The following is a 20,571-nucleotide window of genomic DNA, read 5'->3' on the forward strand; positions in this document are numbered from 1 at the left end:
GCTGAATCCGTATGTTCATCCCATCCGATATGCGACGCCTCTCGCGCCGCACCGTTCTTGCCGTCGCCACGGTGGTCTTCGCTGCAGGCGCCCACGCGGCCATCCCGATCCAGCACTGGACGCTGCCGAGCGGCGCGAAGGTCTATCTTGCAGCCACCAACGCGTTGCCCATCGTCGATGTCCAGATCGACTTCGATGCGGGCGGGCGGCGTGATCCTCCCGCGCAGGCGGGCCTTGCGTCCGTGACTGCAGGCATGGTCGAGAAGGGCATTCGCGCGAGCGGCAGCGACCCCGCGATGGACCAGAACGCCCTCGGCGAAGCCTGGGCGGACCTGGGCGCCGACTTCGACGCGGGTGCCGGCTCGGATCGCACCAGTTTCACGCTCCGCACACTCTCCAAGCCTGAACTCCTCGACAAGGCAGTGCGCCTCGCCGCGCGCGAGATCGGCGAGCCGGCGTTTCCCGAAGACGTGTGGAAGCGCGAGCGGGAGCGCATCAACGCCGCCATCCGGGAGGCCAACACAAAGCCCGCCACGATCGCCGAGAAGGCGTTCTCGCAGGCTGTCTATGGGACGCATCCCTACGGCCTGGACACGACCGAAGCCACGCTGGCGCAGATCGACGTCGCCACGATGCGCCAGCGCTACGAGCAACTGATCGTTCCGTGTCGCGCCAAGGTCAGCATCGTCGGCGCGGTGACGCGCGAGCAGGCCGGGGAGATTGCGACCGCGCTGCTGTCCCGCCTGCCGTCTTCGTCGTCCGCGTGCGCGGAACTGCCTCCCGTGCCCGAGGTGACGCCGCTCACTGCCGCGAAGGAAGAGCGCATCCCGCACGATTCCGCGCAGGCGCACGTGATCATCGGGCAGCCCGGCTACCGTCGCGCCGATCCGGACCACTTTGCGCTCAACCTCGGCAACTACGTTCTCGGCGGCGGCGGCTTCGTCTCGCGGCTGACCGAAGAGGTGCGGGAGAAGCGCGGACTCGCGTACAGCGTCTACAGCACCTTCTCGCCAGGGCTGCATGCAGGCGCGTTCCGCATCGGCTTCCAGACGCGTCCTGACCAGGCGGACGAAGCGGTCAAGGTCTCGCGCGGCGTGCTCGCGAAGTTCGTCGCCGAGGGCCCGACCGCTGCCGAACTGAAGGCAGCCAAGGACAACCTCATCGGTGGTTTCCCTCTGCTGCTCGACAGCAATCGCAAGCTGCTGGGCAACGTCGCGAACATCGCGTGGAACGACCTGCCGCTGGACTACCTCGACACCTGGACCGCACGCATGAACGCCATCACGGCGGCGGACATCAAGGCCGCATTCGCCCGCAAGTTGCAGCCGGAGCGAATGGTCACCGTGGTGGTGGGCGGCGGCAAGCCCTGAAGCGCGCGCCTGCCGTTAAGCTCTGGGCGTGAAACCAACGCCTCGAAAACCTGCCACTTCCGCGCCTGCCAAGCTTGCCAAGGCACCGCATTTCGTACGAATCATCGGCGGCCAATGGAAGCGGACGCGCCTGGCCGTCGCCGACAAGCCCGGCCTGCGTCCTACGCCTGACCGGGTGCGCGAAACGCTCTTCAACTGGCTGGCGAGCCTGGCCGGTGCCGGCGGCGGCGAGCTGCCGGGCTGGCACTGCGTCGATGCCTTCGCCGGCACGGGCGCGCTGGGCCTGGAAGCCGCGTCGCGCGGTGCGGGGTCGGTGCTGCTGTGTGAACAGGACCCCGCGCTTGTCGCGCAGTTGCTGACGCTCAAGACCAAGCTCGCTGCCGAAGCCGTACGCGTGGAGCGGGGCAACGGGGTCACCACCATCGAACGTGCGCCCGTGGGCAGCTTGCATGCCGTTTTCCTCGACCCGCCTTTCGAGAACACCGCCCTCTATGCCCCGGCGCTGCGCGCCGCCGCGCGTGCCTTGCGGCCCGAAGGCGTGGTCTACCTCGAGGCGGCTCGCCGATGGAGCGACGACGAACTGTCCGCGCTCGGGCTGATCGGCTTCCGTTACCTGAAAGCGGGTGCCGTGCACGCACATCTCCTCCAGCGCGCGCCGGACGCGGCTGCATAATCCGCCGAACCTAGCCGCAGCGGCTGTACCAGGAGGAAGCAAGCATGTCCAACAATGTGATCGCGGTATACCCCGGCACCTTCGACCCCATGACGCTAGGCCACGAAGACGTGGTGCGTCGCGCAACCCAGCTCTTTTCGCGGGTCATCGTCGCCGTGGCGGCAGGTCATCACAAGAAAGCGCTCTTCACGCTGCAGGAGCGCATCGACATGGCGCGCGATACGGTGCGTCCGTTCAGCGACCAGGTCACGGTCGAGAGCTTTTCGGGGCTTCTGCGTGATTTCGTCGTGGCGCGCGGCGGCAAGGCGATGGTGCGCGGCCTGCGCGCCGTGACCGACTTCGACTACGAGTTCCAGCTGGCCGGCATGAATCGCTCGTTGATGCCGGAGGTCGAAACCGTGTTCCTTACGCCGAGCGACAAGTACCAGTTCATCTCCAGCACCTTCGTGCGCGAGATCGCGATGCTGGGCGGCGAGGTCGACAAGTTCGTGTCGCCGAACGTCCAGGACAGCCTGATGGCGAAAGTCCGCAGTCTCGGCCGGGAATGATGCCCCCCGGCTTGTCGCTTCGCGTACTTCGCCACCCCCCGAGGGGGAGGCTCGCCAGCCTTGGGGCGGCCCGGCGGCTGGCGGCATGACCGGCCCGGCGTCGCCCCGACTCCACTCCCTGGGCGAGGCGGCGCTCCTGTGCGAGTTGCCATCGCCTGCGACCTTGGCGCAGCAGCAGATGATCTGGGCGCTGGCGACGGAAGCCCTGCAGTGGCGGGGCGTTCGCGAGGTTCTGCCGGGCATGAACAACCTGACCCTGCTCTTCGATTCTGCGCAGATCGATGGGGTCGAGCTGGAAATGCAGGTGCTGTCGGCGTGGCCGCAGTTGGCCGCGGCTTCGATCCAAGGGCGCCGTATCGAGATTCCAGTGGCCTACGGCGGCGAGGCGGGCCCGGATCTCGCCGACGTTGCTGCGCACACGGGGCTCACACCGTCCGAGGTCGTGCGACGCCACAGCGAGGGCGACTACGTGGTCTACCTGCTGGGCTTTCTGCCCGGCTTCGCATTCATGGGCGGGCTCGCTCCGGAACTCGCGACCCCGCGGCGTGCCGAGCCGAGGGTGGCGGTGCCTGCGCGCTCGGTGGGCATCGGCGGCGAGCAGACGGGCATCTATCCGCTGGTTTCGCCGGGAGGGTGGCAGTTGATTGGACGAACGTCGCTGGAACTCTTCGACCCGAGCGCGACGGAACCCACCTTGCTGCGCCCCGGCGATCACGTGCGCTTCGTCGTGGAAAGCTTGGAACTCTGATGACGCCGCGTGCAAGCGTCACGGTGCTGCGGCCGGGGATGATGGCCTCGGTGCAGGACATGGGGCGCCATGGCCATCGGCACCTGGGCATCTGTCCGGGCGGGGCCCTCGACACCTTGGCGCTCGTGCTGGCCAATCGCCTGGTCGGCAATGCCGACGGTGCGGCTGGTCTTGAATTGACCATGGGGGCCTGCGAATTGCGCTTCGAGACGGCGACGCGCATAGCCATCGCGGGCGACGACTTCGATGCTTGCCTGGATGGCGTACCGCTGTGGCCGTGCTGGAGCGTGCCGGTCGTTGCAGGGCAGACCCTGAAACTGGGCCGTGCGAATCGGTCGAAAGCCAAGAACGGGCTGCGCACCTGGCTGGCCGTTGCGGGCGGCATCGACGTCCCGGTGATCCTCGGCTCCCGCAGCACGGACCTCAAGGCTGGTTTCGGTGGACACGAAGGCCGGGCGCTGAAGGCGGGCGACCAGTTGATGCTGGGTTCGCCGGCCCTGAACGCGGCCCAACTGGCTCAGCGCCCCTTCGGCCTGCGGATGCCTGCGTGGAGTTTCGACCCGAGAGACGAGGCGATCGTGCTGCGCGTCATGCCCGGCCCCGAGTTCGAGCAATTCACGATCGCATCGCGCGATCTCCTGTGGCGCGAGCCCTGGCGCATCACGCCGCAGAGCAACCGAATGGGCAGTCGTCTGGAAGGCCCCGAACTCAAGCGCAAGCGCAGCGCGGACATGCTGTCGTCGGCCGTGATTCCCGGCACGATCCAGGTGCCGCCTTCCGGCCAGCCCATCATCCTGATGGGCGACGCGCAGACCACCGGCGGCTACCCGCGCATCGGCGTGGTGATTCGCGCCGATCTCTGGAAGCTGGCGCAGGCGCCTCTCAACGGCCGACTGCGCCTCCAGCAGGTCGATGCGGCAGAGGCGCTTGCGGCCTGGGACGGGCAGCGACGCTATCTTTCGCAGGTGGCGCAAGGCCTCGTGTTCGCGGGATGGCCGGCGCAGAATTCCACCAAAGGAGTAGCAACCCATGCAGATTGACCTCAACGTCGACCTCGGCGAAGGCTGCGACAACGACGAGGCCCTGCTCGGCCTCGTGAGTTCGGCCAATATCGCTTGCGGCTGGCACGCCGGCGACGCCAACACGATGCGGCAGTGCGTGCGCTGGGCCATCGACAACGGTGTCGCGATCGGCGCGCACCCGAGCTTTCCCGACCGCGAGAACTTCGGCCGCAGCACGATGAACCTGCCACCGGAGGAGATCGTCGCCGGCGTGCTCTACCAGGTCGGCGCGCTCGCCGCGATCGTCAAGGCCGAAGGCGGCACGCTCGCCCACGTCAAGCCGCATGGGGCGCTCTACAACCAGGCGGTGAAGGATCCGGTGCTCGCGGAAGCCATCTGCGAGGCGGTACGCCGCTTCGACCCGGGACTGCGTTTCTTCGGTCTTGCCGGCAGCGGCATGATCAGCGCCGCCGAACGCGCGGGGCTGAGGCCGGTCGAGGAAGTGTTCGCGGATCGCGGCTACCAGCCCGACGGCAGCCTCGTCCCGCGCAGCCAGCCCGGCGCGCTGATCGAGGACGAGGAACAGTCGCTGGCACAGACGCTGTCCCTGGTGCGCGATCACAAGGTGACTGCCATCGACGGCAGCGTGGTGGCCGTCAACGCACAGACCGTCTGCCTGCACGGCGACGGCGCCCATGCGCTGGCCTTCGCGCGCCGCATCCGCGACCGGCTCGCGGCCGAGGGCATCGCCGTGGTCGCCACGGCGTGAGCCCTTCCAGTGTCGTGAACGTCCTGCTGACCGGCTTCGAGCCCTTCGACAAGGACGCCATCAATCCCTCGTGGGAGGCGGTGCGCGCGCTCGATGGCTGGCGCTGCGAAGGGGCGACGGTGCATGTGCGCCGCGTGTCCTGCGTGTTCGGCGCCGCACTGCGCGAACTCGATGCGGCAATCGACGAGCTGCAGCCGCAACTGGTGCTCGGCATCGGCCAGGCGGGGGGACGCAGCGAGATCACGCCCGAGCGCGTGGCGATCAACGTCGACGATGGCCGCATCTGCGACAACGCCGGTTGCCAGCCGATCGACATGCCCGTGGTGGCCGGTGCGCCCGTCGCTTACTTCGCGACCCTGCCGATCAAGGCCATCGTGCGCGACCTGCGCGCGGGCGGCATTCCGGCTTCGGTGTCGAACTCGGCCGGCACCTTCGTGTGCAATCACCTGTTCTTCGGCCTGATGCATCGCATCGCGACCCGGCCGGTGCCCGGCATGCGGGGCGGCTTCATCCACATTCCCTACCTGCCCGAGCAGGTGGCACGCCTCCCTGGATTGCCGAGCATGGCGCTGGAGACGGTGATCGCCGCGCTGCGCATCGCCGTCAGGACGTCACTGTCCGTTCGGGAAGATGTGCGCGAGACGGGTGGCCTGCTGCATTGAGTCTGCGCAGGCTCAGGCGTCTGCGACCAGTCGCTGCAACCAGGGGCCGAGCGTGGTGTTGACGAACTCTGGCTTTTCCATCGTGAGCATGTGGCCGCAATGCGCGACCCACACCAGTTCGGCATGGGGCATCAACGCGGCGATCTCGCGCGAGCACTCCGGCGGCGTAAGGCGGTCGCCGTCGCCACACAGCACGAGCACCGGACAGCGCAGGCCGGAAAGGTGCGGTCGCGCATCGGGCCGCTCCATCAGCGCGCGGTTCTGGCGCACCAATTGCGCCGCGCCGGCATCGAGCACCAGCTCGACATAGCGCCGCACCAGTGCAGGGTCGCCGGCTTGCGTGGGGTGGAAGGCGAATCCGGCGTTGAGCTCGATCACGTCGCGTGCCTCGCCGCGTTCGAACAGTTCGATGGCCGACTCGCGCAGCTTGTACATGTCGGGCGTTTCCGGCCGCGCATTGGTGCCGAGCAGAGCCAACCCGACGACGCGTTCGGGGGCTTGCCGGGCTGCTTCCATGGCGATCATCCCGCCCATCGATGCGCCGCACAGGATCAGCGGGCCAGGGTGCTCCACCAGCAAGGTCGCAGCCATGGTCTCGATCCGGTCATGGCGCATATGAACGTCGCTCACGCGAACGTCGAGCGCCGAGGGCAAGGCGGGCAGTTGGGCCTCCCAGAGGCGTTCGTCACAGGCGAGCCCCGGCAGCAGGACAAGAGTAGGCATCCGCGGATTCTCGTTGAACGGCGGCTACACGAAGTGGACACGGCCGGGGGTGACAATCAGCCAATGCCCAGCACCGAACTCATCCTGATCCGCCATGGCGAAACCGACTGGAACCGCGAACTCCGCTTCCAGGGCCACATCGACGTGCCTCTCAACGACATGGGCCACGAGCAGGCCCGCCGGCTCGGGCTCCGGATGGCGGGTGAGTCGGTGCAGCACCTGATCAGCAGCGACCTCATGCGCGCACAGCAGACGGCTGCACCGGCTTCGCGCCGGCTCGACTTGGAGATCGTCACCTCGGTGGCGTTGCGGGAGCAGAACTTCGGCGTGGTCGAGGGCATGCGCGCCGACGAGATCCAGAACCTGCACCCGCGCGCGTGGGAAGACTGGCTCCAGTTCCGCGAGGACCACGCCATGCCCGAAGGCGAGTCGCCGCGCCAGTTCCACGCTCGCATCATGGAGGCACTCGGACGGATCGCGGTCGAGCATGAAGGGCAGAACGTGCTGGTGGTCACCCACGGCGGTGTGCTCGACATGGTTTGGCGCACGGCGCGCGGTCTGGGCCTGAACGGACCACGGCAGAGCGACATCCCCAATGCGGGCTTCAACCGCATCCGCATCGCCGACACCACGGCGCCTTCGCTGCTCGAGATCGTCGACTGGGCCGACACCCGGCATCTGGCCGACCTGCCGGCGCAACCCACCTACGACCAGCGCCGACACCTGAAGAAGTAGAGCGCGGTGCGTAGCGGCAGTTGCGCAAGATTCGTCAAGCACGCAGCAACGAAGATCAAGCATCCACACACCCGCGCCTGCATCATTGGCGCGTGTGCAACCCACCCGATGGATGCCGATGAACTACGCGACTGCCGCCGAACTCGCCGCCGCTCTCCGGGCCGGGCGAATCTCCTCGGTTGAACTGCTGAACCGCTCGATCGAGCGCATCGAGAAGTTCGATTCCCAGATCAACGCTGTCGTCACGCGCGATTTCGAACGTGCGCGATCGTCAGCCGCGGCGGCTGATGCCGCACTCGAGCGTGGCGAGCAGCTGCCGCTCCTGGGTATGCCCGTCACGGTCAAGGACGCCTTCAACGTGGCCGGCCTGCCGACGACCTGGGGCATACCCGGCACGGAGAACGCAGTCGCCGCCCAAGATGCGGTCGTGGTCCGCCGCCTGAAGGCCGCGGGCGCCATCGTGATCGGCAAGACCAACGTCGCAATGCATCTGGCGGACTGGCAGAGTTCGAATCCGATCTTCGGCACGACGAACAACCCCTGGGACCTGGCTCGCACGCCGGGCGGTTCGTCCGGCGGCAGCGCGGCTGCGTTGGCGGCGGGCTATGTGCCGCTGGAGTTCGGCACGGACCTGGGCGGTTCGCTGCGCGTGCCGGCGCATTGCTGCGGCGTCTTTGCGCACAAGCCCTCGCACGGTCTCGTCCCGATGCGGGGTTGCGCGCCGCCGGGTACGCCGGAACTGTCCGTCGGCGGCCAGATCGACCTGGCCGTGGCGGGCCCGATGGCGCGGAGTGCAGTCGATCTGGCGTTGGCGCTCGATATCGTCGCAGGGCCGGACGATGCCGATGCGGTTGCCTACAGGCTCGCGCTGCCGCCCGCGCGGCAGACGGCGCTCAAGGCGTTTCGCGTGCTGGTGCTCGACGAGCATCCGATGGTGACTACGTCGAAGGCCGTGCGCGCGTCGTTGCGGCGCGTGGGCGACAACTTGGCCCGAATCGGTTGCCGGGTCGAACATTCGAGCCCTCTGCTGCCGGACCTCGAACGCGTTGCATCGCTGTGGAGCCAGTTGATGTGGGCGCTGATCACTGCCGACATGCCGGGTGAGGCCGGCATCGGCCATCGCGACTGGATCCAGGCAGACCGCGCGCGCATGGGCATCGCGCATCGTTGGCGGGCGTTCTTCGAGGCGTGGGACGTCATCCTGTGCCCCGTCATGCCGACACCCGCATTCCTGCACGATCACAGCGATATGGAGACGCGTCGACTGCGCATCGACGACCGGGAGATTCCGTACAAGGATCAGTCCGCATGGTCCAGCATCGCCACCCTCACCGGACTGCCGTCGACTGCGATGCCGATAGCCCTGAGCGACGAGGGATTGCCGATCGGCATGCAGATCATCGGCCCGCGCCTCGAAGATCGCACGCCCATCGCCTTCGCGCAGGCCATGGAGCGCGAGTTCGGCGGCTTCGTGGCGCCACCCGCGTTCGGCGACTGATCTCCCCATAATGGGCGCCTCCGAGGAGACGCATCCATGGCCCGCATGTCCACGCAAGAAGTCGAGCACTACCAGAGCGAAGGCTGGGTGATCCCGCAATTCCGGCTCCCGCCGCCCCGCGTCGCGGCGATGCGCGAGGCGCTCGACGCACTGATCCGCGACAACCCCGGCGTGCGCCCCGAAAAGCTCGTTTCCGCGCACATCGAGGGCGAAAACGGCGAGGGCGTACGCGGCAGCCGTCAGTTTCTCGAACTGGCAATGGACCCGGAAATCGTCGAACTCGTTTCCGGGGTGATCGGGGACGACGTGATCCTCTGGGGCTGCCATGTCTTCTGCAAGCCGCCGGCCGAAGGGTACGAAACGCCCTGGCACCAGGACGGCCACTACTGGCCCATCCGGCCGCTGGCCAACTGCACCGTCTGGGTTGCATTGGAGGAGTCGACGGCCGAGAACGGCTGCCTGCGCGTCATTCCTCGATCCCATCGCGCGCAGGTGCTGCGCGAGCACCTGCACGAAGACCGCACGGACCTCACCCTGAATCAGCGCATGGCCGCGGGCAGCTTCGACGAGGCTGCCGCCGTCGAATTGGAACTGCAGCCGGGCCAGATGTCGCTGCACGACGTTTACATGATCCACGGCGCCCAAGCCAACACGTCAGCCAAACGCCGCACCGGCGTGGCGCTGCGCTACATGCCGTCGACCTCGGTGTTCGAGCGCGATCTGCGCCCGGCTGACGGAAAGACCGGCCTGGCAGTCAATTTCGCGCAGCGCCCGCTCTGGCTGCTGAAGGGCGTGGATCGTAGCGGCCGCAACGATTTCGAAGTGGGACATAGGAAACGGTAGCGCTATCGTTGCACCTAGAATGTGCCGATGAGCAAAGACGGCACCTCTGTTCGACGCGCCCGGCGGGGAAGCGGCGCAGTCACCCTGCACGACGTCGCAAAGCTCGCGGGCGTCGCGCCCATCACGGCATCGCGCGCACTGAGTTCGCCCAAGCAGGTCTCGGCCGAGGTCCTGAAGAAAGTCACCGACGCCGTCGGGCGCACCGGCTATGTGCGCAACGTGCTCGCTGGCGGGCTGGCGTCGACCCGCAGCCGCCTGGTTGCCGCGGTGGTGCCCACGATGACCGGCCCCGTGTTCCTCCAGACGGTGCAATCGCTGACTGAAGCCCTCGCGGAGCGAGGCTATCAACTGATGCTTGGCCAGAGCGGCTATGTCGATTCGCGGGAAGACGCTTTGCTCGAAGCCATCATCGGGCGCCGGCCCGACGGCATCGTGCTGACCGGCATCATGCATTCGCCCGAGGGGCGCAAGCGCCTGCTCGCCGCTGGCATTCCGGTGGTCGAGACCTGGGATCTCACGCCGACACCGCTGGACATGATCGTGGGCTTTTCGCATCCTGACGTGGGCCGGGCCGTGGTCGACTTTCTTTACCGGAAGGGCCGACGCCGGCTCGCCGTGGTGGCCGGCGACGACGAGCGCTCGCAGCGGCGCCACCAGGCTTTCAGGGAGGCGGCGCGCGCGGCGGGGCTGCGCGATGTTCCCGTCATCCAAGTGCCCGCGCCGACCACGCTGAAAAGCGGGCGCGGTGCGCTGGCCGCACTGCTCGGCGATGTTCCGGACATCGACGCCGTGTTCTGCAGTTCCGACCTGGTCGCGCTGGGCGTGATGGTCGAAGCGCAATCGCGAGGCATCGCGGTGCCGGAGCAACTGGCGGTCGTCGGTTTCGGAGACCTCGAGTTTTCCGCGGACCTGCATCCCGCCTTGACGACCGTCCGCATCGACGGCGCCACGATCGGCCGCACCGCCGCGCAGTTCATCGTGGACCGCGCGGAGGGCCGTCAGACCGGACCGCGGGCCGTCGACGTCGGCTTTTCGATCGTCGATCGCGCAAGCACCTGATCCGTATAAACCCCTAGTCGGGTCGCTAGGCACGCCAGAACGGTAGCGCTATCATTTGATCTCCAAAAGATAGCGCTACCATGAAAGAGGCAAACCCATGAAGTCCCTTCTGACCATCCTCGCCATCGGCTTGGCCGCAGCAACGTCTGTCCACGCACAGGACTGGCCACAAAAGCCGGTGACGCTCGTCGTTCCATTCCCGGCTGGCGGGTCCACCGACATGGTCGCTCGTGCCATCGGGCCCAAGCTGACCGACAAGCTGGGCCAGCCTTTCCTGGTCGACAACAAGGCGGGTGCCACGGGCACCATCGGCGCTGCGCAGGTCAAGCGCTCGGCGCCGGACGGCTCGACCTTTCTCGTGACTTCGCTCGGCCCGCTCGTGATCGCGCCGCACCTCATCAAGGGCATGCAATACGACGCGCTGAAGGATTTCGATCTCATCACCGTGGCGGTGCAGGCGCCCAACGTGCTGGTCGTGCCCGCAAAGTCGCCGCACAAGACCGTGGCCGATGTGATCGCCTATCTCAAGGCAAATCCCGGGAAGATGACCTTCGCGTCCTCGGGCAATGGTTCGAGCGACCACCTCACCGCCGAGTTGTTCTGGCAGCAGACCGGCACCAGCGGCCTTCATGTGCCGTACAAGGGCGGCGCGCCGGCCATTACCGATCTGCTCGGCGGCCAGGTGGAGGCTTCGTTCCAGAACGTCAACGCGGTCGTTCAGAACATCAACGCCGGCAAGCTCAGGGCGCTGGCTGTCACCGGCGAAAAACGCTCGCCTGTGCTGCCTGATGTGCCTACCATCGCCGAAGCGGGCGTCAAGAACGTCGAGGTGTATTCGTGGCAGGCGATCGTGGCGCCCAAGGGCCTGCCGCCTGCCGTGCGCACCAAGGCGCACGATGCGATGGCCGCTGCACTCAATGACCCGGCGGTCAAGCAGCAATTCGTGGCGATCGGCCTCGAAGTCGTCGCCAACACGCCGGCCCAGTTCGCGGCCTTTCAGCAGCAGGAGTTCGCGCGCTGGAAGAAAGTGATCGAGACCGGCAAGATCACCATCGATTGACAGTCAACCGTCCTGAGCGAATCCCATGTCCACTTCCACCCCTGTCATTACCGAACTGCGCGTGATCCCGGTCGCCGGCCGCGACAGCATGCTGCTCAACCTCAGCGGCGCGCACGGTCCGTTCTTCACGCGCAACCTGCTGATCCTCACCGACAACGCCGGCCGCACCGGCGTGGGCGAAGTGCCGGGTGGCGAGAAGATCCGCCAGACGCTCGACGACGCCCGCGACCTCGTCGTCGGCCAGCCCATCGGCGCACATCAGCGCGTGCTGCAGCAGGTTCAGAAGAAGTTTGCCGACCGCGACTCCGGCGGCCGCGGCCTGCAGACCTTCGACCTGCGCACGACGATTCACGCCGTGACTGCCATCGAATCCGCGCTGCTCGACCTGCTGGGCCAGCACCTGGAAGTGCCCGTCGCCGCACTGCTCGGGGAAGGGCAGCAGCGCGATGCGGTCGAGATGCTGGGCTACCTCTTCTTCGTCGGCGACCGCGACAAGTCCGATCTCCCCTACGCCCGCGAGGCCGAGGCCGACCACGCATGGTCACGCCTGCGCCACGAGAAGGCCATGACGTCCGAAGCCATCGTTCGCCTGGCCGAAGCGGCGCGCGAGCGCTACGGCTTCAATGACTTCAAGCTCAAGGGCGGCGTGCTGCGCGGCGAAGAGGAAATCGAAGCCGTGACGGCGCTGCACGAGCGCTTTCCGGAGGCGCGCGTCACGCTCGACCCGAACGGTGGCTGGCTGCTGAAGGATGCGATCCGCCTGATGCGCGATATGCGCGGCGTCGTCGCGTATGCCGAAGACCCCTGCGGCGCCGAGGAAGGCTTCTCGGGCCGTGAAGTGATGGCAGAGTTCCGGCGTGCCACCGGCTTGCCGACGGCCACGAACATGATCGCCACCGACTGGCGCCAGATGACCCACGCGCTGGCGCTGCAATCGGTCGACATTCCGCTGGCCGATCCGCACTTCTGGACGATGGCAGGCTCGGTGCGCGTTGCGCAGACCTGCCGGGATTGGGGCCTGACCTGGGGATCGCATTCCAACAACCACTTCGACGTCTCGCTCGCCATGTTCACGCAGGTCGGCGCCGCCGCGCCGGGCCGCGTGACCGCGATCGACACTCACTGGATCTGGCAGGATGGGCAGCGGCTGACCAAGGACCCGTTGCGCATCGAAGGCGGGCTCGTGCAGGTGCCGAAAAAGCCAGGTCTCGGCGTCGAACTCGATATGGCCGAAGTCGAGAAGGCGCACCAGCTTTACAAGCAGCATGGCCTGGGCGCGCGCGACGACGCTGTGGCCATGCAGAGCCTGATTCCCGGCTGGACCTTCAACCCGAAGCGTCCGGCTTTCGACCGCTGAGCCCGGGGTCGCCTGATCACAAAACCAAGGAGCGCCCCATGAGAGAGAACCGCTTGCGAACGCTGTGGAAATCAGGAGGGGCCGCCGTCAACGGCTGGCTTGCGATTCCCAACGGCTTTTCCGCCGAGACCATGGCCCACCAGGGCTGGGATTCGCTGACCATCGACCTGCAGCACGGCGTGGTCGACTACCAGTCGATGATCCCGATGCTGCAGGCCATCTCCACCACCGACACCGTGCCGGTGGTGCGCGTGCCGTGGCTCGAGCCGAGCGCGCTCATGAAGGCGCTGGATGCCGGCGCCTACGGCGTCATCTGCCCGATGATCAGCACGGCCGACGAGGCCGCGCGGCTCGTGGCCTACACCCACTACGCACCACGCGGGACGCGCAGTTTCGGGCCGGTGCGGGCCTTGCTCTATGGCGGCTCGGACTATGCGCAGCACGCCAACGACACCATCGTCACCTTCGCGATGATCGAGACGGCGCAAGCGCTCGAAAACCTCGACGCGATCATGTCGGTCGAGGGGCTGGACGCGGTCTACATCGGCCCTTCGGACCTGTCGCTCGCGCTCGGCTGCCGGCCGGTATTCGACGACGTCGATCCGCCGGTCGCGCAAGCCATCGACCACGTGCTCGAGCGCGCAAAGGCGCACGGCCTGGTCGCCGGTATCCACAATGGCACGCCCGAGGGTGCGCTGGCGCGTGTGGCCAAGGGTTTCCAGTTCGTCACCGTCAGCTCCGACGCGCGGCTCATCGCCGCAGGCGCCCAGCAGGTGCTCGCGAAGATGCGCGCCAAGCCGGCCGCACCCGGCTCCACCTCCTACTGAAACTGAAAGGGACTTCAACATGAAAATCGGATTCATCGGACTCGGCATCATGGGCGCGCCGATGGCGCAGAACCTCATGCAGGCCGGCCACGAGATGTTCGTGCGCACGCGCAGCAAGGTGCCCGACGCGCTGAAGACAGCCACTGCCTGCGCGACCAACGCCGATGTCGCGCGCGCGGCCGATGTCGTGGTCCTGATGCTGCCGGACACGCCGGACGTCGAGACGGTGCTGTTCGGCGAGGACGGCGTTGCCTCCGGTCTCACGAAGGGCAAGCTCGTGATCGACATGAGCTCGATCGCGCCGATCGAGACCAAGCGCTTCGCGAAGAAGATCAACGAACTCGGCTGCGACTACCTCGATGCGCCCGTCTCCGGCGGTGAAGTGGGCGCCAAGGCGGCGAGCCTGACCATCATGGTCGGCGGCGAAGAGGCGGTGTTCGAGCGCGCCAAGCCGCTGTTCGAGGCCATGGGCAAGAACATCACGCTGGTCGGCGGCAACGGCGACGGCCAGACCACCAAGGTGGCCAACCAGATCATCGTGGCGCTCAACATCGCCGCCGTGGGCGAGGCGCTGCTGTTCGCAAGCAAGGCCGGCGCCGATCCGGCCAAGGTGCGTCAGGCGCTGATGGGCGGATTCGCGGCCAGCCGCATCCTCGAAGTGCATGGCGAGCGCATGATCAAGCGCACCTTCAACCCCGGCTTCCGCATCGCACTGCACCAGAAGGACCTGAGCCTTGCACTGGCTGGCGCGAAGTCGATGGGAGTGGCGCTACCTCAGACCGCTTCCGCTGCGCAGCTGATGCAGTCCTGCGCTGCCCACGGGTGGGATCAGCTGGACCACTCGGCGCTCGTCAAGGCGCTGGAGCAGATGGCGGCGCACGAAGTCGCGCCGGACTGACGCGGCACTGTTCAACGATTGAACGCCGGCCGCCCGAGGCGCGCATAGACCGCCTCGGCCTGCCGGCGCAGTCGCGTGGATTCGGGCTGCCCGTTGACCTGCTGCTGCAGGATGCCTTGTGCGCCCGTCAGCGTCGCCTCGGTGCCGTTCCGGATCAGGGCATCGAGGTAGACCTGCTCGAACAAGTCCCGCTGCGCATGGCTGCCGCCGATCTCGATGAGGCGGGGCAGCGCAAGTCCCAGCCCCTCGATCGCCGAGTTGAAATCGCCGCGGGCATGGGCGCGCAGCCCCTGCGCAGCCGGTACGCACACGCGTTGCCATGCATCGCGCGTCGACGGCGGCGCTTTCGGTGCAAATGCTTCGATGTTGCGCATCAGTCTGTCGGCCTCGGGTCGATCGGCGCGCGCCAATCCATACAGATACTGCAAATCGAGAAACGGCAGCACGTGATCGTCGAGCCGCAGCGCCAGATGGTCGGCGAGGTCTACCCAGCGGTCGCCGACATCGATGCCCGCCAATTCGAAACGCGCGAGCAGCGAGACAGCCCCGATCTGGTCCTGCGAATATTCCTTGACCACACCCCACACCTGCCGGTCGTAGACCTCCAGCGCCTCCGCATCGTGCCCGAGGTCGATCAGGAAGAGGGCCACGTGCCACCAGTTGTGCGTGACCATGAAGGAATTGAGGCCGACCCAGGTGTCGCTCACGCTGCGCATGAACGCCAGGCCTTCGGTCAGGCGGCCCTCGGTCAGCATCACATGGCCCAGCGCGTGGTGCGCCCAGGGCTCCTTGCGCTCCATTGAAATCGCCCGGCGCGCACTGGTCTCGGCATCGCGCATCAGATGGCATTGCTCGTAGCCGAAGGCCGCCATGCCGTGCAGGTAGGGCACGTCGCCCGCGGCCGGCAGCGCTGCGAGCGCAAGCCGCAGCATGCCGGGACAGTCGCCGGTGTTGAAGCAGTGGTACTGGCCGAGCTTGAGCGAGGCCAGGTCGCGCGGGTGCTCGCGGGCCTGCTCGTGATGGAGCGCGATCGCCTGGGCAATGTCGCCGTCCGCCCAGGCCACGACGGCGGCGATATAGCGCTGTTCGCGGGGCGTGGCCGTTGCGGCGGCAGCCTGTGCGCGTTCGATGAATGGCCGTGCATTGGATGCCGCATCGCGCGATTCCGCGAACAGGTGCAGGGTGGCGCAGTAGGCCTGCACGATCGGGCTCGGATCATTCTGGGCCGCGAGCACGTCCACCGCTCTCGCTTCACACGAGATGAAGCCTTCGACGAAGGCGTTGACCGCGCCCGTGCTCGTCGGGTCGGCAAGGCTGATCGGATTGCCGAGGCTGTCGGTGAAGCGGGTGGTTGAACTCAAGGCGATTCCTGGGGCGTGGCTCGGAGAGTGCTCTCATGGTGCCACGCCCCGGATCAGCCTGCGATCAGACGCCGGCTTGCTGGTGCCGGTATTCCTGCGTCTTGCCGCCGTAGCCGTAGGCGGCGGCGCGGGCGTCGATCAGGTGCACATACGACACCTCGTGCAGGTTGCTCCGCAGCGCCGCCATCGCGGCGTGGATCTCGCGCAGGTAGCGCGCCTTCTCCGCCTTGGTGTTCGTCTCGTCGGTGATGCTGATGTCGAGGTGAAACGCCGACTTGCCAAGTTCCGCGAGCGATTGTCCGCCGATGAACCAGGCGTCGGCAGCAATGAACTGCACCGTGATCGCGATCACCGGCAGCTTCTTGTCGAGCACGGTCTGGGTGAGTTCGGCCACCTTGTCGACGACGCGCCGGGTGAGTTGCGCGTCAGGCTGGCCCGAGAGGTGAACGACGATGTGAGGCATGGTGAGGTCCTTTCCTGCGATGAACGAGGTGTCATTGTGGGAATGATGAGATCATCTGAAAAGCGGGAAGATATGATGTATTTCATCAATTATTCGAATGGATAAGAGCATGCAGTCGTTCGATATCGAGCAACTGAAGACACTGGTCGCCGTCGTCGAGGCCGGCAGCCTGACCGCGGCGGCGCCGGTGGTTTTCCTGTCGCAGTCCGCGGTCAGCGAGCAGATGCGCAAGCTGGAAGAGCGAGTCGGGCAGTCCTTGCTGACTCGCAGCAAGGTCGGCGTGACGCCGACGCCCGCGGGCCTTCGCCTCATCGGGCATGCGCGACGCATCCTCGCGTTGAGCGACGAAGCGTTTCGCGACTTGCGCGGCGAATCGTTGCAAGGCGAGCTTCGGCTCGCGGTCACCGACTACTTCCGTCCCGGCGACCTGACACGCCTGCTGAGCCGCCTCGGCGAGGGCTATCCGGGGGTGCGTCTGAATGTGAGCGTGCTGAAAAGCGGCGCCATTGAAGCGGGGTATGCGCGTGGCGACTTCGATGTCGGGTTGTCAATGCGCATCGTCGGAAATCCGACAGACGAAAAGGCGAAGGGCTCGGCGCGCGTCGCTGCGCTGCGTCGCGAATCTCTCGCCTGGATGGGGGCGGAGGGCGGGCGCACCCGACGTGACGAGCCGTTGCGACTCCTCGTATTGCCCGACACGTGCTCACTGCATCAGTTCACCGTCAAGCTGCTGCGGCAGCGCCGTGTTCCCTACGTGGTGGCGCACGTGGCGTCCGGTGTCGCCGGACTTCAATCGGCGCTGGCGGCGGGCCTGGGCGTCGCCTGTCTCAACGAATCGGCCCTGTGCGAAGGCGTGGCGCGGCTGGCACCTCCGCACGGTCTGCCGGCTTTGCCGCGCGTCGCGTTTCACTTTCTTCCGGCGCGCCGCGGTGAAACCGAATTCGTGACGCGGGCGCGCGACCTGCTGGCGTCGCACCTCATTTGAGATGCGGGCCGGCGGGGCATGGCCTCACTCGCCCGGCGGTTGCGGCCAGGGCCGTTGCGGTTCGCGGATCAGCTCGAAGGCGCGCGACACCTGCAGGACGCCGAGGTCGTCGAAGCGGTGCCCGGCAATCTGCAGGCCGATCGGCAGGCCATTGGTGGTGTAGCCACAATTGATCGACGACGCTGGCTGCTCCGACATGTTGTATGGCACCGTGAAGCCGATGTGTTCCAGTGGCCGAAGCGGGTCGTTGGTGGGTGAGGGCATCTCGGCGGCCGCCGGCGCGTTGGGCGAGGTGGGAGAGATCACGTAGTCGTACTTCGCGCAGGCGGCCACGGCCGCTACGCGTGTCGTGTGGAACTGGCTGAAGGCGCGGAACACCTGTTCGCCGCTGAACCCCGCTGCACTCTCCGCCCACTCGCGGATGTAGGGCAGGACCCTGGCGCGCTGCTCGGGCTTCAGCGCATTCATGTCCACCAGCGAACGCATGCGCCACAAATGGTCCATGCCGTCGAGCATCGCCTGCGACATGAAGGGCCGCATGGGTTCGACGATGGCTCCAGCACGTTCGAAGAGACGCGCTGCGCGTTCGACGGCTGCCTTGATCTCCGGCTCGACGGCCAGACCGCAGCCGGCATCCAGCAGCAGGCCGATGCGCAGGCCGCGCAGATGGTCGGGGCTCACGTCGAAGGACGACCAGGCGATCTCCTGCGCGGGCAGGCTCATGCTGTCGCGCGCATCGGCTTGCGCGAGCGTCTGCATCATCAGCGCCGCATCACCGACGGTGCGCGTCATCGGGCCGGCGGCCCGGCCCATGTAGGGCGGGTCGATCGGGATGCGTCCGAGGCTGGGCTTGAGCGTGAAGATGCCGCACCAGCCGGCCGGCAGGCGCAGCGAACCGCCGATGTCGGTGCCGATGTGCAGCGGACCGTAGCCCGCGGCGGCCGCGGCGCCGGCACCGGCGCTGGAACCACCGGGAGTCTTCGACAAATCCCACGGGTTGCGTGCCAGCTTGTGAAAGCTCGACAGCCCCGAGGACAGCATCCCGTAGTCGGGCATCGTCGTCTTGCTCACGATCACCGCGCCGGCTTCTTTCAGGCGCGCGGCCGGCGGGGCGTCGGCCTCGGCGGGCCGCAACTCGACGGCGGCCGTGCCGGCCGGCATCGGGTCGCCGCGCGTCGCGATGTTTTCCTTGATGGTCGTGGGCACGCCGTCGAGCGGGCCGAGCGGTTCGCCGCGCTGCCAGCGCGCTTCGGAGGCGCGCGCCTGTTCGAGCGCGGCTTCGGGCCGCAGCAGCCAGGTGGCCTGCAGATGAGGTTCCCAGCGCTCGATGTGGTCGAGCACGGATTGCGTGACCTCGACCGGGGACAGGGTCCTTTCGCGGTAGCCGGCGATCAGTTCCCGTGCGGACAGGTCGTGCAGCGTGTTGCTCACGACCACGACAGTGCGGACAGGTCGTTGACGAAGACCGGCATCTCTTTCCAGAGGCCCTTGACACCCTTCTTGGCGATGACGGGGAACTGGGGCTGGAACAGGAAGGCATTCGCTGCGTCATTGGCGAGCAGCTTCTGCGCCTCTCCCAGCAGCTTGTTGCGCTCGGCGGTGTTGCCCGTCGCCTTGATCTTGTCGTACAGCGCGTTGAATTCCTTCGACTGGTAGCCCCAGTAGTAGTCGGCCTTGGCGTAGTTGCCAAGGTCGAAAGGCTCGACGTGCGAAACGATGCTGAGGTCGTAGTCCTTGTTGCCGTAGGTGCCGCTGAGCCACTGCGCCCATTCGACATTCTGGATCTTCACGTTGATGCCGATCTTGGCCAGTTGCGCTGCGACCACTTCGCCGCCCTGGCGGGCGTAGGGTGGCGGCGGCAGCGTCATCGTGAGCTCGAGCGGCGTCTTGACGCCGGCCTCGGCCAGAAGCTGCTTGGCCTTCTCGATATTGAAGGGATTCACGGCCGTGGTGTCGACGTAGCCCGCGGCGCCCGGCACGTAGTGACTGCCGATCGGCACGCCGAAGCCGTCTGCCGCGCCTTCGATCACGGCCTTGCGGTCGATGGCCATGGAGATCGCCTTTCGCACACGCGGGTCGTCGAGCGGCTTCCTCTTGTTGTTGATCGCGAGGATGGTCTTGGCGCGCGAGCCGCCGAGGATCACCTGGTACTGCGGGTTGTTCTTGAACTGCGGCACCACGCGCGTCGCGATCCGCGGGAAGGCATCGACGTCGCCGGCCAGCAGCGAGGCGGCCTGCGCGGCCGGGTCGGAGATGAACCGGAAGGTGACCTTGTTCAGCTTCGCCGCACCGGGGTTGCGAAAGCCGTCCCACTTGCTCAGCACCAGCGAGCTGCCCTTGTTCCAGCTGTCGAGCTTGTAGGGGCCGGTGCCCACGGGCTTGGTGGCATTGGTGTCGGCGCTCTTCGGCTCGACGATGACGGCGGTGGCCTGGCCCAGCAGGAAGGGCAGGTCGGGGTCGATTTCCTTGTTGATCAGCACCACCGTGTAGTCGTCGACCACCTGGGTGGTGATGTTGGCGAAGGTGCGCTTGTCCTTGTTGGTGCTCTTCTCGCCGCCGGCGCGGTCGAAGGAGAATTTGACCGCCTGTGCGTTGAAAGGCTCGCCGTTCTGGAACTTGACGCCGCGCCTCAGTCTGAAGGTGTAGGTGCGCAGGTCCGGCGAGACTTCCCAGCTTTCGGCCAGGAGCGGGGAGACGCTGCCGTCGGCGTTGATCTTGGTGAGCGTCTCCAGGATGTTGTACTGGACGATCTCGGCGATGGCGGATGCGGCGCCTGCGGTCGGGTCCAGCCCCGGCGGCTCCAGCGTCATCCCCAGCACCATCGAATCCTTGCGCCCCTGGGCCAGTGCGGCCTGCGGCAGCGCGAGCGGCACGGTGGCGAGTGCGGCAGTGGTCAAAAGGGTGCGGCGTTTCAACATGGTCAAGGCTCCAGGGAAAAGCTGAGGGTTTGGAAATACAACGTTACATCATCCCGGGCGGCCGTTCGCGCGG

Annotated in this window: 21 protein-coding genes; 16 read left to right on the forward strand and 5 right to left on the reverse strand. The window is 67.0% G+C overall.

From position 1 onward, the window contains the following. The first annotated feature begins 11 nt into the window (after window positions 1–11). The 7 genes from QTI04_RS09420 to pcp all read left to right on the forward strand — a co-directional run bounded on the left by QTI04_RS09420 (window position 12) and on the right by pcp (window position 5,771). The gene (locus tag QTI04_RS09420) at window positions 12–1,370 is read left to right on the forward strand and encodes a pitrilysin family protein (RefSeq protein ID WP_286615267.1); all 1,359 of its coding nucleotides are present in this window, start codon (window positions 12–14) and stop codon (window positions 1,368–1,370) included. A gap of 28 nt (window positions 1,371–1,398) precedes the next feature. After that, window positions 1,399–2,043: an RsmD family RNA methyltransferase gene (locus tag QTI04_RS09425; RefSeq protein ID WP_286615268.1), complete on the forward strand. Its 645-nt coding sequence runs from the start codon at window positions 1,399–1,401 to the stop codon at window positions 2,041–2,043. Between the two features lie 44 nt (window positions 2,044–2,087). Further along, the gene (gene coaD, locus QTI04_RS09430) at window positions 2,088–2,591 is read left to right on the forward strand and encodes a pantetheine-phosphate adenylyltransferase (protein ID WP_286615269.1); all 504 of its coding nucleotides are present in this window, start codon (window positions 2,088–2,090) and stop codon (window positions 2,589–2,591) included. Window positions 2,592–2,676: 85 nt separating this feature from the next. Further along, window positions 2,677–3,339, forward strand: a complete 663-nt coding sequence (gene pxpB / locus QTI04_RS09435; RefSeq protein WP_286601295.1) for a 5-oxoprolinase subunit PxpB — start codon at window positions 2,677–2,679, stop codon at window positions 3,337–3,339. Then, entirely contained in the window at window positions 3,339–4,379 is a 1,041-nt protein-coding gene (locus QTI04_RS09440; protein ID WP_286615271.1) for a biotin-dependent carboxyltransferase family protein, read from the forward strand. Before pxpB ends, QTI04_RS09440 begins: the two co-directional genes overlap by 1 nt. Continuing rightward, the gene (pxpA, locus tag QTI04_RS09445) at window positions 4,369–5,109 is read left to right on the forward strand and encodes a 5-oxoprolinase subunit PxpA (protein ID WP_286615272.1); all 741 of its coding nucleotides are present in this window, start codon (window positions 4,369–4,371) and stop codon (window positions 5,107–5,109) included. Before QTI04_RS09440 ends, pxpA begins: the two co-directional genes overlap by 11 nt. Then, window positions 5,106–5,771 (forward strand): pyroglutamyl-peptidase I, encoded by a 666-nt coding sequence (gene pcp / locus QTI04_RS09450; RefSeq protein WP_286615274.1) that lies wholly within the window; start codon window positions 5,106–5,108, stop codon window positions 5,769–5,771. The genes pxpA and pcp overlap by 4 nt, the downstream gene beginning before the upstream one ends. Before the next feature lie 12 nt (window positions 5,772–5,783). On the opposite strand, the gene QTI04_RS09455 is transcribed toward pcp, so the two are convergent. Further along, on the reverse strand, window positions 5,784–6,494 hold the full coding sequence (locus tag QTI04_RS09455; RefSeq protein WP_286615276.1) for an alpha/beta fold hydrolase: 711 nt from the start codon (window positions 6,492–6,494) through the stop codon (window positions 5,784–5,786). Between the two features lie 63 nt (window positions 6,495–6,557). Here QTI04_RS09455 and QTI04_RS09460 point away from each other — a divergent pair, with 63 nt between their 5' ends. From QTI04_RS09460 to glxR, 8 genes are all read left to right on the forward strand, one after another. Further along, window positions 6,558–7,229 carry a histidine phosphatase family protein gene (locus QTI04_RS09460; protein ID WP_286615277.1) on the forward strand — a complete coding sequence of 224 codons (672 nt, stop codon included), beginning with the start codon at window positions 6,558–6,560 and terminating at the stop codon, window positions 7,227–7,229. Between the two features lie 118 nt (window positions 7,230–7,347). Then, a complete protein-coding gene (locus QTI04_RS09465) occupies window positions 7,348–8,727 on the forward strand; it encodes an amidase family protein (protein WP_286615279.1) in 1,380 nt (459 codons plus the stop codon). A 36-nt stretch (window positions 8,728–8,763) separates the two neighbouring features. Continuing rightward, window positions 8,764–9,570: a phytanoyl-CoA dioxygenase family protein gene (locus QTI04_RS09470; RefSeq protein ID WP_286615280.1), complete on the forward strand. Its 807-nt coding sequence runs from the start codon at window positions 8,764–8,766 to the stop codon at window positions 9,568–9,570. 27 nt (window positions 9,571–9,597) lie between these two features. Beyond that, entirely contained in the window at window positions 9,598–10,629 is a 1,032-nt protein-coding gene (locus QTI04_RS09475; RefSeq protein WP_286615281.1) for a LacI family DNA-binding transcriptional regulator, read from the forward strand. Between the two features lie 97 nt (window positions 10,630–10,726). Beyond that, the gene (locus QTI04_RS09480) at window positions 10,727–11,689 is read left to right on the forward strand and encodes a tripartite tricarboxylate transporter substrate binding protein (protein ID WP_286601310.1); all 963 of its coding nucleotides are present in this window, start codon (window positions 10,727–10,729) and stop codon (window positions 11,687–11,689) included. 25 nt (window positions 11,690–11,714) lie between these two features. Continuing rightward, window positions 11,715–13,046: a glucarate dehydratase gene (gene gudD / locus QTI04_RS09485; protein WP_286615283.1), complete on the forward strand. Its 1,332-nt coding sequence runs from the start codon at window positions 11,715–11,717 to the stop codon at window positions 13,044–13,046. A 38-nt stretch (window positions 13,047–13,084) separates the two neighbouring features. Then, complete coding sequence (locus QTI04_RS09490) at window positions 13,085–13,873, forward strand: HpcH/HpaI aldolase/citrate lyase family protein (RefSeq protein WP_286601313.1); 789 nt, start codon at window positions 13,085–13,087, stop codon at window positions 13,871–13,873. Between the two features lie 19 nt (window positions 13,874–13,892). Beyond that, window positions 13,893–14,771, forward strand: coding sequence for a 2-hydroxy-3-oxopropionate reductase (gene glxR, locus QTI04_RS09495; RefSeq protein WP_286601314.1), 879 nt, complete (start codon window positions 13,893–13,895; stop codon window positions 14,769–14,771). 11 nt (window positions 14,772–14,782) lie between these two features. Here glxR and QTI04_RS09500 read toward each other — a convergent pair whose 3' ends face one another. Beyond that, window positions 14,783–16,138, reverse strand: a complete 1,356-nt coding sequence (locus tag QTI04_RS09500) for a tetratricopeptide repeat protein (protein WP_286615376.1) — start codon at window positions 16,136–16,138, stop codon at window positions 14,783–14,785. Between the two features lie 58 nt (window positions 16,139–16,196). Next, on the reverse strand, window positions 16,197–16,595 hold the full coding sequence (locus QTI04_RS09505) for a 4-oxalocrotonate tautomerase (protein ID WP_286601315.1): 399 nt from the start codon (window positions 16,593–16,595) through the stop codon (window positions 16,197–16,199). Between the two features lie 109 nt (window positions 16,596–16,704). Between QTI04_RS09505 and QTI04_RS09510 the strand changes: the two genes are divergently transcribed. Further along, window positions 16,705–17,580, forward strand: coding sequence for a LysR family transcriptional regulator (locus QTI04_RS09510; protein WP_286615284.1), 876 nt, complete (start codon window positions 16,705–16,707; stop codon window positions 17,578–17,580). 24 nt (window positions 17,581–17,604) lie between these two features. Here the strand turns inward: QTI04_RS09510 and QTI04_RS09515 are convergent, their stop codons facing one another. Next, window positions 17,605–19,011, reverse strand: a complete 1,407-nt coding sequence (locus QTI04_RS09515) for an amidase (RefSeq protein WP_286615286.1) — start codon at window positions 19,009–19,011, stop codon at window positions 17,605–17,607. Then, a complete protein-coding gene (locus QTI04_RS09520; protein ID WP_286615288.1) occupies window positions 19,008–20,498 on the reverse strand; it encodes an ABC transporter substrate-binding protein in 1,491 nt (496 codons plus the stop codon). The genes QTI04_RS09515 and QTI04_RS09520 overlap by 4 nt, the downstream gene beginning before the upstream one ends. Window positions 20,499–20,571 lie beyond the last annotated feature (73 nt).

This window comes from Variovorax sp. J22R115, assembly GCF_030317005.1.
GTDB lineage: Bacteria > Pseudomonadota > Gammaproteobacteria > Burkholderiales > Burkholderiaceae_C > Variovorax.